Source organism: Arenicella xantha, assembly GCF_003315245.1.
GTDB lineage: Bacteria > Pseudomonadota > Gammaproteobacteria > Arenicellales > Arenicellaceae > Arenicella > Arenicella xantha.
Genome location: NZ_QNRT01000001.1, coordinates 180991 through 200733, shown reverse-complemented (window position 1 = coordinate 200733; position 19743 = coordinate 180991). Strand labels below are relative to the sequence as shown.

Annotated in this window: 19 protein-coding genes and 1 pseudogene; 9 read left to right on the top strand and 11 right to left on the bottom strand. The window is 47.2% G+C overall.

The features are described 5' to 3' along the window. Nucleotides 1–82: 82 nt before the first annotated feature. The 3 genes from DFR28_RS00875 to DFR28_RS00865 form a co-directional block, all read right to left on the bottom strand. Nucleotides 83–2014, bottom strand: a complete 1932-nt coding sequence (locus DFR28_RS00875) for a DUF885 domain-containing protein (RefSeq protein ID WP_113953361.1) — start codon at nt 2012–2014, stop codon at nt 83–85. Nucleotides 2015–2146: 132 nt separating this feature from the next. After that, nucleotides 2147–3229 (bottom strand): DUF2855 family protein, encoded by a 1083-nt coding sequence (locus DFR28_RS00870; protein WP_113952417.1) that lies wholly within the window; start codon nt 3227–3229, stop codon nt 2147–2149. Between the two features lie 20 nt (nt 3230–3249). Then, nucleotides 3250–4668: an NAD(P)/FAD-dependent oxidoreductase gene (locus tag DFR28_RS00865; RefSeq protein WP_113952416.1), complete on the bottom strand. Its 1419-nt coding sequence runs from the start codon at nt 4666–4668 to the stop codon at nt 3250–3252. A 102-nt stretch (nt 4669–4770) separates the two neighbouring features. Between DFR28_RS00865 and DFR28_RS00860 the strand changes: the two genes are divergently transcribed. From DFR28_RS00860 to DFR28_RS00840, 5 genes and pseudogenes are all read left to right on the top strand, one after another. After that, on the top strand, nt 4771–5331 hold the full coding sequence (locus DFR28_RS00860) for a TetR/AcrR family transcriptional regulator (protein WP_113952415.1): 561 nt from the start codon (nt 4771–4773) through the stop codon (nt 5329–5331). Between the two features lie 153 nt (nt 5332–5484). Beyond that, entirely contained in the window at nt 5485–5847 is a 363-nt protein-coding gene (locus DFR28_RS00855; protein ID WP_113952414.1) for a GntR family transcriptional regulator, read from the top strand. 84 nt (nt 5848–5931) lie between these two features. Further along, nucleotides 5932–6708 (top strand): annotated as a pseudogene (locus tag DFR28_RS00850) (ABC transporter ATP-binding protein); the annotation flags it as partial. A 21-nt stretch (nt 6709–6729) separates the two neighbouring features. Then, the gene (locus tag DFR28_RS00845; RefSeq protein WP_113952412.1) at nt 6730–7647 is read left to right on the top strand and encodes a hypothetical protein; all 918 of its coding nucleotides are present in this window, start codon (nt 6730–6732) and stop codon (nt 7645–7647) included. Between the two features lie 28 nt (nt 7648–7675). Next, the gene (locus DFR28_RS00840; RefSeq protein ID WP_113952411.1) at nt 7676–8503 is read left to right on the top strand and encodes a DUF2306 domain-containing protein; all 828 of its coding nucleotides are present in this window, start codon (nt 7676–7678) and stop codon (nt 8501–8503) included. Between the two features lie 140 nt (nt 8504–8643). Here the strand turns inward: DFR28_RS00840 and DFR28_RS00835 are convergent, their stop codons facing one another. Both DFR28_RS00835 and DFR28_RS00830 read right to left on the bottom strand, forming a co-directional pair. Then, on the bottom strand, nt 8644–9441 hold the full coding sequence (locus DFR28_RS00835) for a ferritin-like domain-containing protein (RefSeq protein ID WP_113952410.1): 798 nt from the start codon (nt 9439–9441) through the stop codon (nt 8644–8646). A gap of 98 nt (nt 9442–9539) precedes the next feature. After that, the gene (locus tag DFR28_RS00830) at nt 9540–11078 is read right to left on the bottom strand and encodes a bifunctional GNAT family N-acetyltransferase/carbon-nitrogen hydrolase family protein (protein WP_113952409.1); all 1539 of its coding nucleotides are present in this window, start codon (nt 11076–11078) and stop codon (nt 9540–9542) included. Nucleotides 11079–11618: 540 nt separating this feature from the next. Between DFR28_RS00830 and DFR28_RS00825 the strand changes: the two genes are divergently transcribed. The 3 genes from DFR28_RS00825 to DFR28_RS00815 all read left to right on the top strand — a co-directional run bounded on the left by DFR28_RS00825 (nt 11619) and on the right by DFR28_RS00815 (nt 12778). After that, nucleotides 11619–11894 (top strand): ElaB/YgaM/YqjD family protein, encoded by a 276-nt coding sequence (locus tag DFR28_RS00825; protein WP_113952408.1) that lies wholly within the window; start codon nt 11619–11621, stop codon nt 11892–11894. Nucleotides 11895–11975: 81 nt separating this feature from the next. Then, nucleotides 11976–12395 carry a hypothetical protein gene (locus DFR28_RS00820; RefSeq protein ID WP_113952407.1) on the top strand — a complete coding sequence of 140 codons (420 nt, stop codon included), beginning with the start codon at nt 11976–11978 and terminating at the stop codon, nt 12393–12395. 2 nt (nt 12396–12397) lie between these two features. Then, entirely contained in the window at nt 12398–12778 is a 381-nt protein-coding gene (locus DFR28_RS00815; protein ID WP_113952406.1) for a hypothetical protein, read from the top strand. A 9-nt stretch (nt 12779–12787) separates the two neighbouring features. Here DFR28_RS00815 and DFR28_RS00810 read toward each other — a convergent pair whose 3' ends face one another. From DFR28_RS00810 to DFR28_RS00795, 4 genes are all read right to left on the bottom strand, one after another. Beyond that, on the bottom strand, nt 12788–14896 hold the full coding sequence (locus DFR28_RS00810) for a DegT/DnrJ/EryC1/StrS family aminotransferase (RefSeq protein WP_113952405.1): 2109 nt from the start codon (nt 14894–14896) through the stop codon (nt 12788–12790). Between the two features lie 207 nt (nt 14897–15103). Beyond that, the gene (locus tag DFR28_RS00805; protein ID WP_113952404.1) at nt 15104–16180 is read right to left on the bottom strand and encodes a DUF748 domain-containing protein; all 1077 of its coding nucleotides are present in this window, start codon (nt 16178–16180) and stop codon (nt 15104–15106) included. A gap of 2 nt (nt 16181–16182) precedes the next feature. Next, on the bottom strand, nt 16183–17205 hold the full coding sequence (locus DFR28_RS00800; RefSeq protein WP_113952403.1) for a phospholipase A: 1023 nt from the start codon (nt 17203–17205) through the stop codon (nt 16183–16185). Nucleotides 17206–17301: 96 nt separating this feature from the next. Then, nucleotides 17302–17466 carry a DUF1328 domain-containing protein gene (locus DFR28_RS00795; RefSeq protein WP_113952402.1) on the bottom strand — a complete coding sequence of 55 codons (165 nt, stop codon included), beginning with the start codon at nt 17464–17466 and terminating at the stop codon, nt 17302–17304. A gap of 626 nt (nt 17467–18092) precedes the next feature. Here DFR28_RS00795 and DFR28_RS00790 point away from each other — a divergent pair. Continuing rightward, nucleotides 18093–18308 (top strand): hypothetical protein, encoded by a 216-nt coding sequence (locus DFR28_RS00790; RefSeq protein WP_113952401.1) that lies wholly within the window; start codon nt 18093–18095, stop codon nt 18306–18308. A gap of 73 nt (nt 18309–18381) precedes the next feature. Here DFR28_RS00790 and DFR28_RS00785 read toward each other — a convergent pair whose 3' ends face one another. Next, nucleotides 18382–18822: a hemerythrin domain-containing protein gene (locus tag DFR28_RS00785; RefSeq protein ID WP_113952400.1), complete on the bottom strand. Its 441-nt coding sequence runs from the start codon at nt 18820–18822 to the stop codon at nt 18382–18384. Nucleotides 18823–18993: 171 nt separating this feature from the next. Beyond that, complete coding sequence (locus tag DFR28_RS00780; RefSeq protein WP_113952399.1) at nt 18994–19596, bottom strand: porin family protein; 603 nt, start codon at nt 19594–19596, stop codon at nt 18994–18996. Nucleotides 19597–19743 lie beyond the last annotated feature (147 nt).

The window sequence follows — 19743 nt, the reverse complement described above, 5'->3', positions numbered from 1 at the left end:
ATCAAGTTCTGGCACTGGCTTTTACTTGATCATATTCGCCAAGCATAGGTTGCATCGACGAACTGATTTCGCGACGTAGGCGTTAGCTTTGTTGCGCGGCAACCCAAGCATCGACCTTTTGCTCAACTACGTTGAGAGGTAATGCGCCATACTTTAAGATTTCATCGTGGAAACCACGAATATCAAACTTATCGCCTAGGGCTTCTTTGGCTTCGTTACGCAGTTGCAAAATTTTCATCATGCCAATTTTGTAAGCGGTCGCTTGTGATGGCATTACAATATGTCGTTCCACCATTTTCACGCCGTCAGAGACTGCATTTGGCGTGTTGTCGGTGTAATAGGCAATGCCTTCTTCGCGAGTCCACTTTTTAGCGTGAATACCGGTGTCGACTACTAAGCGACATGCACGCCATAGTTCCATGGCAAGACGTCCAAAGTCGGAGTATGGGTCTGCATAGGCACCAAATTCTTTCGGTAAGTACTCAGAATATAGTCCCCAACCCTCGGTGTACGCCGTGTAGCCGCCAAATTTACGGAACATCGGTACGCCTTGAAGCTCTTGCTGAATAGCCAGCTGCATATGGTGACCAGGAATGCCTTCGTGATAAGCCAATGCTTCCATTTGGTAGGTTGGCATCGCCTTCATGTCGTATAGATTAGCGTAATACAAACCAGGTCGTGAGCCGTCTTCAGATGGACGTTGGTAAAATGCCTTACCGGCAGACTGTTCACGGAACGCTTCAACCGCTTTGACGTTCAAATCGGCTTTCGGCTTAGTGATAAACATGCCGTCCAGCTTACCTTTCATGTCTTCGATTAATGCCGTTGCTTCAGCTAGATAGCGGTCTTTGCCCGCTTGGTCGTTGCCGTAATAGAACTGCTCATCGTCGCGCATGAATTGCATAAAAGCTTTAAGGTCGCCGTCAAACTTAACTTTGTCCTTAATCGCACGCATTTCGTCGTGAATACGGGCAACCTCAGATAGTCCGATTTGATGAATTTCATCGGCGGTCATATCTGTGGTAGTGGTGCGTTTCAAGGCGACATTGTAAAACGTATCACCGTCTTTCCATTTCCAAATACCGTCGTCAGTGGTGGCTTTGGTTTCAAGTTCGGTTAAATGAGCGACTAATTTTTCATAGGCCGGTTTGACCGACGTTTTCATCGCTTCGCTAGCGGCGGTTAATAACGATGCTTTTTTCTCATCGCTTAGTTCAGTGCCGTCTTTAGACGCTAGCGCATCTAGTTTTGATGTGAAGTCAGCGAGTAGCGTGCTTGGCTCTCCATCGTCAAATGGTGCACCTTTAATAATGTTTTGGCTGTCACGAATGACATGCGGGAACACAAATTTTGGTGGCACGATGTTGGCTGCGGTGCGTGCTTCGATATTAGTAATCAACTGGTCAAACAATGGCGCTATTCCGTTGAGCCGCGCAACATAGTTTTCAGCGTCTTTAACACTACCAATGCGGTGTTGGTTAATTAGCAAAGACACAACACTAGAATGTGTGCCAAACATTTGGTTGACTGGGTAATTGTACAGACGCCATTTGTGGTCAGCGATATCTTCTTCTAGCGACTGTTTCAGTAAGTCGTAGCTGAGTGCTGTCGGTGCATCTAGCTTGGAGCGATCCAGTTCTTTCAATTCGGCGAGTTGCGATTTGCTTAGCTCGAGGTTGGCCTCAGCGGCGGCATCGGAGCGATCATCCCATTCGTCAGCGCGTTCTTTACGGCCAAGGTATGACAGGGTTTCAGGACTGCGTGCAATCGACTCCTCAAAGAATCGGTCGTATAGCGCGTTGGCCTTTTCTGATTCGGTAACGGTATCGGCGACTTCGCTTGCTACCGCCGGTGCAACTTCGGCTGCAGGTGCTACGTCGGCGGCTGTCGGTGTCGTGGTTTCAGGTGAGTCACCACAAGCGGCGAGTGCAGCAGATGCGAGTAGAACCGCAAGTGTGGATTTGAGTGCTGGTAAAGTGCGCGTGGCCGGGCGATGCCCGTTCTTTATAACCATTTGAGTCTCCAATAAATTAAGTTGTGGCGGCATTGTAGCAACAACAATGCCGCTCGATGTTAAAATTGAGGCGCAAATTGTAGAGTTATGGGGCTGTGACCACTGTAATGCTGAATCGCACCTGAGTGATTTTTACATAACCACCACGAGTCCCTCGTCGGCTGGAATTTTTCCGTTGGCGATGTCGGCATACACTTCGGCGAGCCCAGCTACGCCATCGAGCTCTTTAACCTTGAGCCATTCTCGGCTTTTGGCTGAGGTGTGCATTACGTAGGCGATTGAGCGGCGATCAAATTCTTGCGCCCCTAATTCCTTAATGCGTTGTTGAATATGACCCGGTGCAAAAAACATTTGGCTACGTTCCTGATTGATACCCGCGACTTGTTGAGGTTCTTCCCAGTGGGTTAAGCCAACATTGCTACAGAAACGCATATTGTCGCCCAGGTGCGTGTGTAGTCGGCTCAGTACATCGGTGTTGGCGGACATGTCGACTACCACGGTTGGCAAGGTCGGGTCGATATCGCCCAAATTGTCGTAGGTATAGGCTTGCTCATAAGCGCCGAGAGATTTAACTAAATCCAGATTGCGGGCCGATGTCAGACCGACGACGGTGGGCGCGTCTGCATCGGCTTCAAGTCCATACGCCAAGCCTGTGCTGGTTTTGCTTGAAGCACTAATAATGACGATTTGTTTGGCTCCGAACCAATTATTTTGTTGCAACATGTCTTGAATGCAGTAGGACGTTAAATGCAACACAAACAACAACATACGTTCATCATCATATTGTTTGTTGTAGCCCGGCTCTGAGAGTACACGACGGTACATATTGTAGGCTGGTGGTAAATGTGAGCGATGCGCCGATGCGTCAATAAAACGATCCGCTGACACGGCGGTTGGAGTCACTTTTAGTTCGTTTGACGGTAAGAAGTAGCCAAATAATCGATCGCCAACCGGCAAGTCGTCGCATTTAGACTCGACAACGTCAGCAAAACCCCAGACCGGAATGATGCCCCAGTCTTCGGCATTGTCGCCATGTGGTTGAAAGAAGTGCCAATACTTGAGCTTATCGCCCAATACCGCATAGGTGATATTATTGGCCGTGAAGGCAAAACGATCGATTTTAAGGCGTGCTTCGCCGGCTGCCAGCTCAAAAGTAGGGGCTTCGACGATTCGACTTTTACTCAGGTCTTGCTTGTTAGTTTGAAATTCTTGCATTAAATTGCTCCTTCTAATTGTTACAGTGCTTGCTTACGCTGCATGGCTTCGCCCATCAATTTGGGTAAATTGGCAATGACCATGGGTACCAGTTCTTTTAGTTTTCCGAGTAGCTGCATTTGTTCTGGGGTAGCCTCGTCGCTGGGTTGCACCAGTGCGGTGAAGCCATCTAGGCGATTTTGAATTAACCAGTCACGTAAGCCCGGCTCTTGTGACCAGCGGTACTGATTTTGCATTTGCGCTGCAGCGCCGATCAACCAGTCAACATCATGGTTGGGTAAGGGTACCACTTTGCAGATGTCATTTTTTATAGCTTCGTCATCATAGTTCGCTTCGATATGGGCAATAAAGGCGGCGCTGAAAACCGGTTGGTATGAGCGTACGGTTTGTACCGTGACTGTATCGCCATTGAATACTGGGTATGTCTCGGTGACTGGCACTGCGCGCGCGGAGCAATCAATATGCAGCGTGTTAGGTGTGGTGGCAATTGCGGTGTCAGCAAATGTGATTTCATTCAAACCGATGCGACTAACCCGACCGTGTCGTACTACATTACTAATGCGTCGCAGCTGAGTTGCTTCTTCTTGGCTAACGGTGGCGCCGTGAAACATTGCGGGTTTTACGTTCTTATCGAGCCGCAATAACACGCCTCCAGCTTCTAATCGCACAAATAAATCATCTAACGATTCGGCGTTGGCCAGCGCTTCCATTTGTTTTACTTGCGCGCCAATTGAGTAGTTAAAGAACTCTCGCGTAGGTTGGGTATTTTTGCGGTCTATCCACCAGCCGTCGCGCGGCATTATCCACGTTATATCGTCAGGGTCTATATGATTGTCGAGCAGCCATAGACAAGCATCAATACCGGTTTTGCCACCGCCGACGACTACGTAACCATCTTTGGGTTCAGTCAGGTTCGGTAGATCATTGAGCGGTGCGAATTGCACGCCGTCAGCAATCTCAAAGTTTGGTGTGTGCGTTGCAGGTACTGACGTCTTGAAGTAGGTTCCATCAATTATTTTTCTATTAACGGTTACCTTGTATTGTTTGTCAGACAGCATTGATGAGAACTCGCCATTGCCGCGGTAGTCGCACATAGGAAAGTATTGCACTCTGCCTGATGGCAAGAATTGATGCTTCATGACTTGGTCAAAATACGATAATACTTCTGGGCCGGACGCCAACTCGTGCAAGCCTTTGTTCATACCTATTTCATCGCGTTTGCCGTTACTGAGTTCAAGCGAACTAACGCCGTAGAATGCCGAAGGTTGATGCAGTGTCACAAACGAGTAAGCGTCGTTCCAGTGACCGCCCGGTTTATGATGTTTGTCGACGATAATAATGTTGGCATCGGTCTCGGCGAGTAGTACGTCAGCGAATGCCATGCCGACAGCACCGCAGCCGATAATTAGATAGTCCGTTTCAAGTTGGGTCGTATGCATGATGAAGGTCCGAATGAATAAGGTTGATATATAACGCTGTTATAAAATATAATAACAGTGTTATATTTGTCAAGACGTTGACTGGAAATATGAAGGTTTACTATGAGTTCTAGAAGCAAAATTCTAGCCGCGGCCTCCGAGCTGTTTTTGGAAGGAGGGGCATCGGCTCTTAGCGTGCGCGCTATTGCTAAGCGTGCTGGGCTGTCAACCATTGGCATTTACAGTCACTTTCAAGGCAAGCAGGGCATTTTGGATGCCCTGTATATTGAAGGTTTCAACTATGTTTACGACGCAATGGATGTCACCTTAAGTGAGACAGTTACGCTCGATGATGTTCTGCAAGCATCAGCCGGGTACCTACGTGTGGCCGTTGAGCATGAGGCTCATTATCGCTTGATCTTTGGTGAAGGAGACGCTGGGTATCAGCCGTCGGATGAGGCGCGAGCGGCGGCTGATCGCGCGTTTACCAAATTGGTCCATAACACCGGAAGTTATATTAATGATGCTGGCCTAACTACCGATCGGGTCGTAGCCGCGATGGACATTTGGGCGTTGGTGCATGGCTATGTCAGCATTTCTCATCATGCTCGAGCTAAGCAAGATTGGGATTGGATGGCAATGGCACTCAATGCCGTTCGTTTGCATCTAAACGCGCTTAAATAGACGAGACTTAAGTCTCTGGCGATGCCGACCCTGCCAAGCTTTTTGGTGGGATTCAGGTTGGTGATTATTTCTCGTGTATTCAGGTAGCCTTGCATTTTGTTTAATCTTAGTGATATGGTTATATATAACACCATTACACATGGGCAATAAGCAATGCCGGAGAACTGGAATGACGAGCAACCGATTTATCGGCAACTGCGAGACCGCGTCTCAGGGTTGATCATGGACGGAACATTTAGTGAAGGCGAGGCGGTGCCATCGGTACGGACCGTTGCCGCTGAGCAGCAAATCAATCATTTGACCGTCGCCAAGGCATATCAGGAATTGGTTGATATCGGGGTTCTAGAAATGAAGCGTGGTCGAGGCATGTTTGTGTTAAGTGGCGCTCGCCAAACCTTGTTTGACTTGGAACGCCAGAAATTCGAGGTCAACGAAGTTCCGGCGATAGTCGCACGATTAGAGATGTTAGGTATATCTATAGATCAATTCATCAGCCTCCTAAAGGCAGCCAAATAGAGCGGGGACGAGTTTATGAAACCAGTAGTAACAGCCGAGTCCGTATCCAAGCATTATGGGCAGTTTGCGGCGCTAAGAGACCTTAGTTTAACAATTGCAGAGGGCCAAATTCTTGGGCTTATCGGCCCCAACGGAGCGGGTAAAACCACCTTGCTTAGATGCTTGTTGGGCCTGTCGAGTTTTGATGGAAGTTTGAATGTGTTGGGTAAGAATCCGAAAACTAGCCGCACGACTTTGTTGCAAGATGTTGCTTATATTGCCGACACCGCCGTGTTACCTAGTTGGATTAACGTCGCACAGTTGCTCGAGTACATGCAAGGGACGCATCCGAAGTTCGATATCGCGAAAGCCAAATCTTTTTTAGCGGACACCAATATCGCGGCTAATAGTCGCGTCAAACAGTTGTCAAAAGGCATGGTTACTCAGCTGCATTTGGCCTTAGCGATTTCGATTGACGCTAAGCTACTGGTGTTGGATGAGCCAACCCTCGGACTAGATATTTTGTACCGCAAGCGCTTCTATCAGCAACTTTTAACTGATTTTTACGATGCCGAACGGACCATCATTATTACCACGCATCAAGTTGAGGAGATCGAACACCTGTTGACCCATTTGATATTTATTAATGAAGGGCGTCTGTGCCTCGACCTTGCAATGGATCAAATTGCTTCGCATTACGTCGAAGTCCAGGTTCCGGCCGATCAGATTGAACAGGCTAGGCTGCTCAATCCATTGCATGAGCGAACGTCTTTAGGTGGCAATATCATGCTGTTTGAGAACCCAAAATCGGACTCGCTCGCAGACTATGGGCCGTTACGAACGCCCAGTATTGCCGACCTTTTTGTCGCCAAGATGAGTTAGCTAACACCGGTGAATAACATTATGAATAAAATTATTTTAGGGTTTAAGCGAGAATATTGGGAATATCAAAAAACCGTGATTGTGGTTCCTTTGGTTTTGAGTGCGCTAATCATTTTAGCTTCAGGCATGGCGACCTTACATGACAACTATGGGGGCGCTGAGCCTGCAATTACTGCGTCGCAAACAGACTCGCCACTAACTGATGAATCGAATCAGGAGTCCGGCGATAAGGCAATTTCGTTGAGTCTCGACGCGGTACAACAGCGAACGCCGATTCGCTTTACGGCGTTGTACATCGGCTTGTCGTGGTTGGTGGCGCTGATCTATCTATTGAGTAGTCTTTACAGCGATCGTCGTGACAACAGCGTACTGTATTGGAAGTCATTACCCGTTTCCGAAACGCAGACTGTGCTCACCAAATTTGCGTTCGGTAGCATAGTGATAGCGTTTGTGTCACTGCTAGTCGCTTGGGCGGTGTACATCTTGCTCACGGTGCTTGGTTGGGGCGCTATCGATAGTTTAGATGGCGGCCAAAGCTGGCGTTTTATCGAGCGTACTTTTGATGCCAGTCGCCTGTTTATTTGGTCAAGTGTAAGCATCGTGATTGGCGCTATGTGGGGCGCTCCGTATTTTGCTTTCGCATTACTCGTGTCGTCGTACGCTAAGCGCGTGCCGTTTCTACTTTGGATTCTGTCGCCGCTAGTCGTTGCTGCACTTGAAGGCATATTTTTTAGATCGACAAACTTGCTTGGCTTTTACCTCAGTCACTTCCCTTTTGCGGTACTTAAGCAGCTTGGAGATAGTCAAAGCCTTGTCGGTCTGCTTAATACGGTATTTGTTGAGCAGGGCGGTCAAATGTTGCTTGGCATCGTCGTGGCGGTGTTGTTTCTGTGCGTGGCCATCTGGAATCGAAATCACCGCTTCGAGCTCAAAACTTAATTAGCGAAACACTTTTTACGGATTGAATATGACTATTAATGTTATTGCCGCGGGACAAAGTCCTGCCAAACTGAGTCGCTCACTGCTAACGCTGTCAGCCCAGGCGTGGTTTACTGTTGCGGTTGCTGGTCAATGGTTATTCGTGAGCTATATTGTGGGTTTCTATGGGCTAACTTTTGCTCAAGGAAACTCTGCCGCTTGGTCCGAGGTGCTGCCACATGGCCTGGTCGCTGGCCAAGTTATGAATAACGTTGCCTTGGTCACGCACCTGCTGGTCGCGGGAACGATCACATTGGCTGGTCCATTGCAGCTTATGCCGATGGTCCGTAACCGCTTCCCGAAGTTTCATCGTTGGAACGGGCGCGTTTATTTAGTCACTGCCTTGTTAGCGAGTCTCAGCGGTTTGTACATAGTCTGGACGGTCGGCACGGTCGGAAATTGGGTACAACAAACTTCCATTTCATTGAACGCGATATTGATAATTGTGTTTGGACTTATGGCGTTAAAAACAATTTTGGCACGTGATGTGTTACGTCATCGTCGCTGGGCATTGCGGCTATTCCTTGCTGTGAGTGGCGTTTGGTTTTTTCGAGTTGGCTTGATGAGTTGGTTGGCGATCAATCAAGCTCCGGTTGGTATTGATTTTGCGACCTTTACTGGGCCATTTCTCTACTTTTTGGGGTTCGCTCAATATCTGTTGCCGTTGGCGGTACTTGAATTGTACTTCTGGGCTGCCGAGCAGCGCAGTATCAGTCGCAATGCTGTTGTGTCGGGCATCTTAATTGTTGCTACTGGCCTCACTACCGTGGGAGTGTTTGCGGCGTTCATGGGAATGTGGTTGCCACGGCTTGTTTAAGCATTGTCACCCTATTACGGCGGGCCTGTGATCGAGGGCCATGATTTTCTCTGATATAGATATGCTGGAGAAATCTATTGAGCGCAATACCTTACCCGCTAGCGATCCCTAAGTTTACGTGTATAAAGCTAGTTAACTATTTATTTGCTATTGTTGATTAGATCGTCGAGTTCTTGTTGATCAAACCCGGCTTGTAAGCGAGCAGCGATGTTAAATGGTCCGCGGACGACACCGTGGAAATGTTGTTTGATTAGATTTTGAAAGGCGATACGGGGAGCTATGCCCCGCTGTTCACAGTGATAGTTAAACCACTTTGATCCGATTCGGACATGCTCAATTTCGTCTTGGTAAATAATCCGCAAAATGTCAGCTGCCTGAGTATCACCGACCGAGTCTAGACGCTTAATCATTGCCGGACTGACATCTAAACCGCGCGCTTCTAATACCCGTGGAACCAAAGCCATTCGATCAAGTACATCATGAGCGGTCTGAACCGTCATTGACCATAGGCCGTTGTGGGCAGGATAAGCACCGTATTCACAATCGTTTTGTTTCAGGTAGTCGTTCACTAAACCAAAATGTCGAGCTTCATCACGCGCCACAAATAACCAATCCTGATAAAACTCAACTGCTTGCTGACGAAATCGATAGGCCGCATCGAGTGCCAAATGAATCGCGTTGTATTCAATGTGGGCGATGGAGTGCATCAAAATATTGCGCCCGGTTTGTGCTTGTATTCCGCGTCGCGGCAAGTCTCGAGGAGCGACTAACGCAAGTGCCGATGGGTAGCCCGGTTGCGCAATCGGCTGTGGTGGTTGATCATCACTAGCGGCCTCGAGTTCTGCGTTGCTGAAGGTCAAAGCTTGCACGCCGCAGCGTTTAGCCTCAGGGTCGACTTCCATGATCAACTGAAACAGTTGTTGGTTAATGTTTGGCATATGCGTCGTGATTAACTGCAGTAGAGAACAACAATAGCTATGGTGTGCAATGTGAGAACTCTACTACATTTTTGTCAGTGTGCGTTTGCTTTAGCGCGCTATTGGTCTTTGCCCAACCATTCGACTTTGTATAGGTCGCGTCGGCGATCTAAGTAGTTGCGAACCGAACCTTCATTCTGCAACTTGTTTAATTTTTCTAGATCTAAGTCAACGATTAGGGTCATTTCAGTATTGGGTGTGGTTTCAGCCATTATCGCATCGTGTGGAAATGAGAAGTCAGATGGCGAAAACACCGCCGATTGTGAGTATTGAATATCGGCACCGTCTACTTTAGGTAAATTGCCAACGCTTCCGGCGATAGCGACATAACATTCATTTTCAATGGCTCGAGCCTGTGCGCAACAACGAACTCTGAGGTAACCGTTTTTGGTGTCAGTCCAAAACGGCACAAATAGCATCTGCATGCCTTGCTCGGATTGCAATCGAGCTAACTCAGGAAACTCGACGTCGTAACAAATAAGGATGCCAATTTTGCCAAAATCAGTATCGAACACTTTTAGATCGTTACCGCCTTGCATGATCCACGAGCGTTTTTCGTATGGAGTCGGATGTAGCTTGTATTGCGAGTCGGTTGTGCCGTCACGACGACATAAGTAGGACACGTTCAATAACTCATCATCTTCGAGTACCGGTATGGAGCCCGCGATGATATTGATATTGTAAGACACTGCAAGCTTAGAAATAGTCTCGACGATCTCATCGCTGTACTCGGTGAGTGCCTTAATGGAATCGATCGAGTTCTTGTGATTCTCGAGGCCCATCAACGGCGCATTAAAAAATTCTGGCAATAGCGCTAGGTCGCATTGATAATCTGACAAGGCATCAACAAAGAATTCAACTTGTTGAATGAGTTCATCTACCGAGTTGAAAGGGCGCATTTGCCATTGGATACAGCCAATGCGAGCGGTAGTCCGTTCGGCGCCAATTAATAAAGCTTTTTCCGGATCATAGTAAAGATTGGTCCATTCCAACAGTGTGGCATAGCCGTGCGACTCGGTATCTTCCGGTAAGTAATCCTTTATTAAGCGCTTTACTTCAAACTCGTTGGACAGTTGAAAACTGAGGATCGGGTCGTAGATTTCTTTACGTTTTACCTTCTCAATATACGCTTGCGGACTAAGCGTTTTCGAATGGTTTTGATAGTTAGGAATACGCCCGCCGGCGACAATGGCTTTTAGATTGAGGTTTTGGCAAAGCTCTTTGCGGGCCTCATACAACCGTCGACCCAAGCGCATGCCGTGGTAATCCGGTGAGACAAAAACATCCACGCCATACAATACATCGCCTAACGGGTCATGAGTTGTCAGGTACGCATTACCGGTGATTTCGTCATAGGTATGTTGATCACCAAACTTGTCGTAATCGACGACGATACTAAATGCCGCTGCAACCACGACACCGTGGTCTTCGATACAGATTTGCCCATCGCCAAATATTTTCAGCTGAGAGCGGAATTTCTTCTCCGTTAAGGTCCAGCCTAAACCGGGGTAGACAATGTTCATTAGATTCTTGATGTCGTTAAAATCATCAAGCTCCAAGTGTCGGAGGTTTAATTTATGTTCTGTTTCGTCGTTCATGTGGCTCACTGCAGTAAAGTAGCGGATTGAGATAAAAATAAGTGTTTGGTAATGCTATGAATAGCGCCAAATCAGCGCTGATATTAGCACCTTGTTTGACTCGCTCGTTAGACATTTAGCCGCGCAGAGAGCCGATAGTTTGATCATCCTCATCAGGCTTAGCCTGGCCTCGAGTCGGCACCGATTGGCTCATTAAAAATCTCAATGTGAAGGCCGAGTGTTGCCATTCGATGCCTAGGATGATTTGAGCATGGCGTAAGCCTAAAAATCCCGCAATAGGAATCCTAAAATAGAAATATTGGGGAAATAGCCCATGGCGGTGGTGCAAATCCCCCGAAACTGCAAACTCATTGAGGCGATTACAAGCTGACACGACCTGAGAGCCCTGTTTAAGCGATTTTTTGGAGTTGGCACGACCTTTGCTGAGTCAAATAGGCAATCAAATTGCAACCAGATGATTCAAAGTCATTATCAGCAGTAGCTGTATTGGAATTGATAACACGGTTGCTAAATTAACCTTAAACTTTATGGAGATTTATCATGGCTAAACCTAGCTCAGCAAATATTCAACGCGTTGCCGACAAAGCTCATACGGCAGTAGACAAAGCAGCGGACGTAGCGGAGGCGACGGAAGTTAAGGCGCGGGCAGCGGCCAGCGATGTAAAAGCCAAAGCCGATGAAACTATTGATACAGTTAAAGCTGCATCAGGCAATGCGCAGGAAAAAGTAACGGAGTACGTAAATGAGAATCCACTTAAAGCAATCGGCATCGCATTTGGCGCTGGCCTCATTGCTTCCGCACTTCTTCGCAAATAATCCAGTCGGTATAAAGCTCTCAGGTCTTGAGAGCTTTTCCGCTCAACGAGGTTTTCACAAGACAACTTAAGGGCTCAGCACATGGATAAACAGTCTAATACCGAGCAGCAAGCTAGCGATGCTGCTCTGCCTGAATCAATCATACAAAGTATGGTAACGGTATTCCAAGACGTTAGCGACTATGCGTTGAGTCGATTATCGCTAGCGGCGATAGAAGCGAAACTGGCCATGGTGAGCATTGTTCTAATGTTCGCCATGGCATTGTTTGTGCTCATGCTGCTGGCGGGGTCATGGGCCTTGGCCTGCTACCTGTTAGCAAGCTGGCTTATCGACAGCAGCTTGGCTTCACATGCACAAGCTATTGGGGCTGTGATTGGCGTCAATGTGGTGGGTTTGCTAATAAGTATTTCAGTAATTATTCGCCTTGCGGACGGCCTTACTTTCAAACATACACTCAACTTTCAGCCGAGCACTAGAACCAACGCTCAAGAAGGAAACTAATCATGCCATCGCTTAAAAAACAAGTGTTACAGCAAGTAAAAGAGGCGCAGGCCAGTAAGCATCGTCTTGATAGCCATGCTCAACAACTCAAACAAACTGTTGTCGACATAGCTAAATCACCGAGCGCCTTTCTAGGTTATTTTTCTGTCGGAGCGATGACTGGCTGGCTGGCGACCAAACCAGTGAACAAGACTTACAAAGTCAATGTGATGAATGACGCCGACTTGGCAGATGCGTCTCGTACATCAACACCTTCGGAACCTATTTTCAATCAGTTATCTCACCAGTTAATCAGCGCTGGGTCGGCGCTAGCGATTGCTGAGCTTAGTCGTCAGCTGGAAACATGCATGCACAAGGAGCAGCAAAGCTCGGGCACTGAATAGTGACGATTACTATATGTCTGCAACCGCAGCAGTCACTGCGTCGATAACCCGATTAATTTGATACTGAGTTAGGGATCCAAACAGCGGCAGTGTGACGATGCGGTTAGCAATGTCTTCGGCCACGGGAAACTGCTCATGGGAATTTGCGAATCGGCTAAATACCGACGTGTTTGGCAACACCTCTGGGTAATGTACAGAAGCCATCACACCTTGTGCTCGGAGCTTTAAGGTGAAGCCATCGCGATCATAATGACTGGGCACCAAAATGTTGAGTGCCTGGTACACTGAATGGCGTTCTCGGTATTCAAAACACTCTATATCTTTTAAAGGCCTTAGGCCTTCGATGATTTTCAGCGCTTTGCGTCGTCGTGTTGACGCAATGTCATCAAGCCGCTGCAGTTGAACCATTCCCATCGCCGCATTTATATTACTCATGCGAAAGTTGTAGCCGGCCTCAATTTGTTTACGATGCCATGGCATCAACTGTTGCTCACGATCCATTGTGCTGGAGTTATAACCGTGATTGGCTAACGTTTTTGCTCGATCTAACACTGCAGCATCGCGCGTGACTAGCATGCCGCCTTCGCCGGTAGTGATCATCTTGGTTGGGAAGAATGAGAAGCACGAAGTTACACCTGAGGTTCCGGCTTTTACGCCTTGATATTCCGCACCTAGGGCTTGGGCACAATCTTCAATTATGACTAGCTTATGTTTTTTTGCGATGGTCAATATGCGGTCGATATCACAGATTACGCCAGCTAGGTGAACTAATAGAATTGCTTCCGTATTGGGAGTGATTGCGGCCTCAAGTTTGGCCGGATCTAGGCCTAAAAAGCGAGATTCGATATCGACGAACTTCGGCGTTGCTCCAGCGGTAACCACGGCGTTAATGGTGGCCGAAAAGGTAAAGGCTGGAACCAACACTTCACGCGTAATATTGTGTGCCTGTAGCGCTAAGAATAACGCCGATGCGCAGCTGTTTACGGTGAGCGCGTGTAAGCCTTCAACGCCAAGGTGCTGTAAGAACGCATCTTGAAATTGAGTGTTATAGGGCCCGCTGGTGAGCCATCCGGTTTGTAGTACGTCGTTGATCGATTCAAACTCGCTAGACAGCACATCTGATTTTGCCAGCGGAACAATACTGTTTGGAACCAGTTTTCGCTGAACAGATGGCTCGACGTGTTGTCCTTCACCTTCAATTAGGTTAAGCAACCCAGTTTCTAGCGGATATGCAGGTTCATAGCCGAGCAGCCGGATCGCCTTCTCAGAATTTAATGCGCCACGTTTTGCGCTTGGGTGCCCAGTGTCAAAGTTCTTGCTAATTTTGCAGGTTGGATAGAAGGTAGCGAGCAGTGACACAAGGTCATTGATTGACCGCGCCTCACCAAAAGAGATATTGAAGTCATCCGAGGTGTCGTAGTCTAGTGTGGCGACCGCGCCTGACACCACGTCGTCAACATGGGTGAAGTCAAGTGATTGAGAACCGTCGCCTGATACTGTTAGCGGCAGGCCACTGCGTGCTTGATTTAGCAGTTTTGCTACCAGGCGGTGTTTGAAATCATAAGGGCCGTACACCGCGGTAGGGCGAATAATGATCGACACTATGGCGTGTTCGCGAGCCCAGCCATTGACTAATACTTCCGTCGCGTGTTTATAGACGCCGTATCGGTCAACCGGCTTTTTGGAATGATTTTCGTTGATGATGGTATGACGAAAGTCGCCATAAACCATGGATGAAGAAAAATAGACTAGTCGAGCTACTTTGGTGCTGGCTAGTTTGGTCAACAAGGTGTTGGTTATGCCAATTACTTGATTGAAACCTTGGCCTTCATAGGTTGTTTTGATCGAGCTTGAGCCAGCCAAATGAAATACCGTATCGATATCTCTGCCGCGCAGAAACGCATCCATTCCATCATTATCGAAAATATCGAGATGGTGCAGGCGAACGCCGGCCGCTTGCAATATTTCACAGCGTCTTAGGGTTTCAGAATGTGGCGCTGCTTCTAAGCACGCGTTATCGACGACGTGTACTGAATGCTGATGTGAGAGTGAAAGTGCTAACCGATGGCCAATGAACCCAAGTCCGCCGAATACTACTAACTGTCTACTACTTGCCATGGCCCGAAAATCCTTTCTGGAGGTCTAAAAAATCCGGCGTAGTATAGACGATCGTTTGAGGGGCAAAACCGCTTTGGACAATCTTTATTGGTATTCGTATTAAAATTCGAGTTGAGTGCTGTTGTTGCGTTGTTGGAACTTAGCGTTAGTTAAGCGTCGACGTATACGCAGTAGATTCAGAAAAGTCATCGGAGCGACTGACTAATTTTACTGTTTTTCAGGCTCTTCGTCGTGAAACACTCCCAATAGCGCATTCTTGATAAGGCCCAAGATTCCTGAAAGCACGTCGATGTCAGGTTCAGAGAGTGTGCCATTAAGCTCAATCTCGGTTGTGAGTCGGTCTTGTTTACCGACCTCCAATAGCCATTTGGCAACGTCTACTAGGCCTTCCCAGGCCAAAATCACTGGAGTGTCATGTTGTTGTTCTACGTCGTCTTGCCAGCGCAGCACGTTGAGATTTGTGACTTTGGGTTGGAGTTTGCCAGTTAGAGCAAAGCTCTCACCGTCTTCGATAGTTGCGAGCGCTAAGTCAGCCTGCAGTGTGCCTTCTTGAAAGTCTAGATTGGCATAAGCTCTGGCAAAGTCATTCAATGCGGTAACATCTAATTCTGAAACTTCTAAAGACAGCTCCCCCTTTGCTGGTTGGCGTAATAGATTAAAATTGGATGTAAGTCGAACCTTACCGGCGCCGATAGTGCTGGCGGATAAACTTATCTGAGCTTGCTTTGAATCTTCGACGACTAACTCGTTGGTGAGGTTCAGCGCCTGTGCTTCAATGTTTTCTAAATATAGATCCACTGGGGGCTGAGATGAAAAATTTCGAAAATGAACCTCTCCGCGCCTAACATAAATGCGGTTTATTTCGAATGGGTATGCGCTCTCCAAGGCAGCGCGCCAGCGTATTTCCTGACCTGTTTGAGCGTTTTCTTGGCGACCGGCATCAACGATATTCAAAACCGGGCGTGTCACTACGATGTCGCCAAATAATCGGCCACGAAATAGGTCTCTCCACGACACTGAAAACGTTACAGTGTCAGCACTGAATATCGGCGCAGGAATAGCCGCTCCAGCTTTGTTTAGAACTAGGTCATTAATGCTGATTCGCCCACTTAATAACCACAGGTCAATGTCGTTTATACCACCGTCGACTTTGGGGTTTTGCGCAATCAATCGGTTGATCCGTGTCTCGACAATCGACGGCAGCATTAGGCGCGTAGTAAGCGCCAGAATAAGCAAGGTTAAGAGCAAGACCTTGCTGCGTGGGTAGCTTTGAAGCAGGGCCATGCTTAACCTCCGAGTTTAAATCCTAATCCCAATCGACGGCTCTTCACGTCATAGTCGATGAGGCTTTCGCCATAACCGTCAAAGTATTGTAAAAAGAATTGTAGGTCTTCTCGTCCGGCCACAGGAAAACTCCAGCCAAGTTGAATCGAGCCGCGGTTATTGTTATCGAGTGTGTGTCGACCGGCCCATTCGAGCGTGTGATTGCCCAGCTGATGGGTTCCAGCTAATTCAAAGCGACCTCTAAACTCTTCGATGTCCGGGTTGTCTTTGATGTTGGATAAGCTACTCCACGGACGAATTCGTATCTCATTATTCGCATTGCTGAACGCTAGCTCAGCGAATGCTCTATTCCAAGTGCGTGAAAACTCACCTGATCGGCCGTTAGATTGATGGCTAAGCCCTAAGCGTACATTAGCGAGTTCCCAACCGGCATACGAAAAGTCGCTCGGAATATCCACGAATAGTTCGGGTTGGTGATTAGTTTCTCGGAAAGGGCTTGATTCATCACGGTTGTATGCTTGCCACCATGAGGTATTGGTGTAGCTGGCATATAGATTTGCCCGGGTGTCGAGCAGGTCTTGCCACAACAGAGTTTTGAAGCTGATTTGAAATTTGAATTCGGTTGGGTCGATAGCACGTTGCTCACCATCAGGTCCGATCAGTTCGGTGTTTTCGGCATCAAAATTATACGCCACCGGCAGCAGGTAGTTCGGTCGATGCTGGAGTAGGGTAAATCGGTTGCGTGCGATGGATTGCTCACTGACTTGACGCTCTTCAGTTGTGGTATCGACGGCGTCTGAGGCTGCGCTGACGTGCTGATTACATTCCGCAAAAAGCGTGCTTACCGTGGTATCGGCGTTAGCGCTCAACACGCGGGTCGCCACGCATTGATCTACTCGTGCTGCTTTAGATATCTCAGGCTTAGAGCTGTCGCCAAATGCTAAGTTGCTATTAGTACAGACTATTAATAGGGTCAGTATGCTTGGGAATATAGTGCGGTTGGCAACAGTAGTTTTTATCGACATAAGCGTGTTGTGAGTTGTTTGGTTGGCGAGCGGGTCAGATGATATTGAGCGGGCAAGAAAAAAGGCGGAGCTAACGCTCCACCTATTTCTGCTTAGTTAAAGCTTTGGTTTGCGGCCTGTGATAGCGAAGACAATCGCTAAAATAAGACCGATAACAAATAAGATATAAGCAATTGAACTCATGGTGCCTGCGATGCCTGATAGTCCAAGTACACCAGCAATAATTGCGATAATAAAAAAAGTGAGAGCCCAGCTAAGCATAATTTTTCTCCGTTAGTTTTTGTGATTAGACAATTGTTAATGGTGTTGAGGTTGGTTCTTCTAACGCAACTATTAACGTAAATATGTTTTAACGACATAGATTGCCTAGTTGCGTAGCGTTTCCAGCTAAACGACCATTCAAAATTAACAAAGCAGCTTTCATGCCAAACTTTTGTTTTGGCATCGTTGTCAATATAAGCCTTTGAAATATATAAGTTAAATGTGAATTGGTTTTAGCCGCCTTGCTGAATAATGAGATTTGCACGAAATTTGGGCTTTTGTGGTTTTCAACCAAATTCTCAGCAAAACCACCAACCCCTGCTTAAAACGGCTGGAGCCGAGTCGATTGCACCATATGTTTAGCGTTTAGGCCGCACACGCAGTGCTTAGATTGAGCCTGGATCCGCTGTGTTTACAGAAACTATCAAGTGCTGAGGGTTAAATTGGATTTTCTTTGCATGTTGGCACGATTGCTGCTTCTAGATAACTAGACGCCGTGTACTGAAGCATTTATTCAAGCGGTGTAAGTTTTTCTGTCGCTAGTGCTGATGCCTGATTCATTAAACATCGCGCTACCCGACAACCAGTAACCGAATTAACACTTAATCAATTAGAGGAAATTATCTATGAAACACGCAAACTTGAAAAAGCTATTACTAACGTCTTTGTTCGCTAGCCTAGTTGCCTTAGCGGGTTGTGAAGAAAAGGGGCCAATGGAGAAAGCCGGTGAGAGTATTGATAATGCGGTAGACGATGCCGGTGATGCTATTAATGATGCCGGAGACGAGGTTGAGGATGCAGCCGATGACGCCGCTGACGAAATTGAAGATGCGGCTAATTAATAGTTAAACCAACAAGTAATTAAAAAAAAGCCAGAGTTAAGACTCTGGCTTTTTTTTGTGCTTGGAATTAACTTCATTGGCTGTCACGTTGGTCCATAAAGAGCTTGTATTGCTCGGCCAATTGCTTTTTATCATTATCCGATAATACCTTGCCGGCAACTGGGAATATCTCCTTTTCTTCTTCATCGAGATGATGAAATAGTTGATGCTTTAATTTCTTACAAGTAGCGAGCCAACTGGGTGATGACAGCTCGGTGTCTTCAATAGCCTCGACTAATTCGTCCATTTCGTGATGTTCTGCGATGCTATGACGGGCCTTCTCTTGAGTTAAATCGATAGCGATGAGCGGCGTATAAAAATATCGTTCTTCACCGTCGGCATGATTGGCCATATTGTTCTTAAGCTCTGAAAATAAGCGCGCTCGAGTTTTGGTGTCGCCGCTGGTGTCGATGAGTGCTTCCATAATTTTTCGCTGATGAGCATGATCTTCGCGTAACTTTTCAAAAATATTCATAGTGATCTTTAAGTCTCCGGTTATTGATTTGTTGTTAAAACTGCAGCGCCTGTGGTGAACTTGCCAAGCGAGTAAAAAAATAGCGGACGACCTACCGACCATCCGCTATTCGTACTAGTTGATGCGCTACAATGTGCTCGCATACTTGCTTACTGTCTCGTTGAGCTTTGCTTAGCTGCCGAATTCAAATTTGACACCTACCGTTACCAATTCGGCTTCAGTTTCATAATCGTCGGAGTCCAGCCTTGAGTATTCGCCAAATAAATTGAACCCACCGAAATCCAGTTCTGCACCGAGTGCCCCGAAAGGAGCTGTATTGGTTTGTGCACCTTGGCTTGCTTCAATGCCTAGTACCTGAAGAGTTCGCTCGGTTTCTACGCGCGCTGCGCCAGCTCGAGCATACAAATCAAGCTTATCGAGTGGTGAAAAGTTTATGACGAATGCCAACGTCGCGACTTCAGCCTCATAGCGGCTAGCGGAAATTAAGCCAACATCAGTCGCGCGGTAAGTACCTAAATCTGTATAGCCGAGGTCAACGCCAAAGGCGTCATTGAACATATAACCGAGTCGAATTCCTTGTGTTTGATCACTGTCTGAGAGCTTAACTAAATCGCCTGCCAGATAATCAATATCAACATCATTGTAGTTTGCGCCGATATAGAAGCCACTGTCGTCGTCCGCACTTGCGATGGTTGGAACAGCAGCAGACATCGCCAATGTTGTTGCCAATGCTAGATTTGAAAGTTTACCTAATGTCTTCTTGTTGGTGTTCATGATACCTCTATGTGTCTTGGTTGAATTGTGATGATCATTTTTGATGATCGCTTGCTGACTTAATAAGAAGTCAGTTACCAATTACCACTTAGCAATGACTGTGCCAACCATGAGTGATGCGGTCGAATATTATTTAAGTTGTTGATA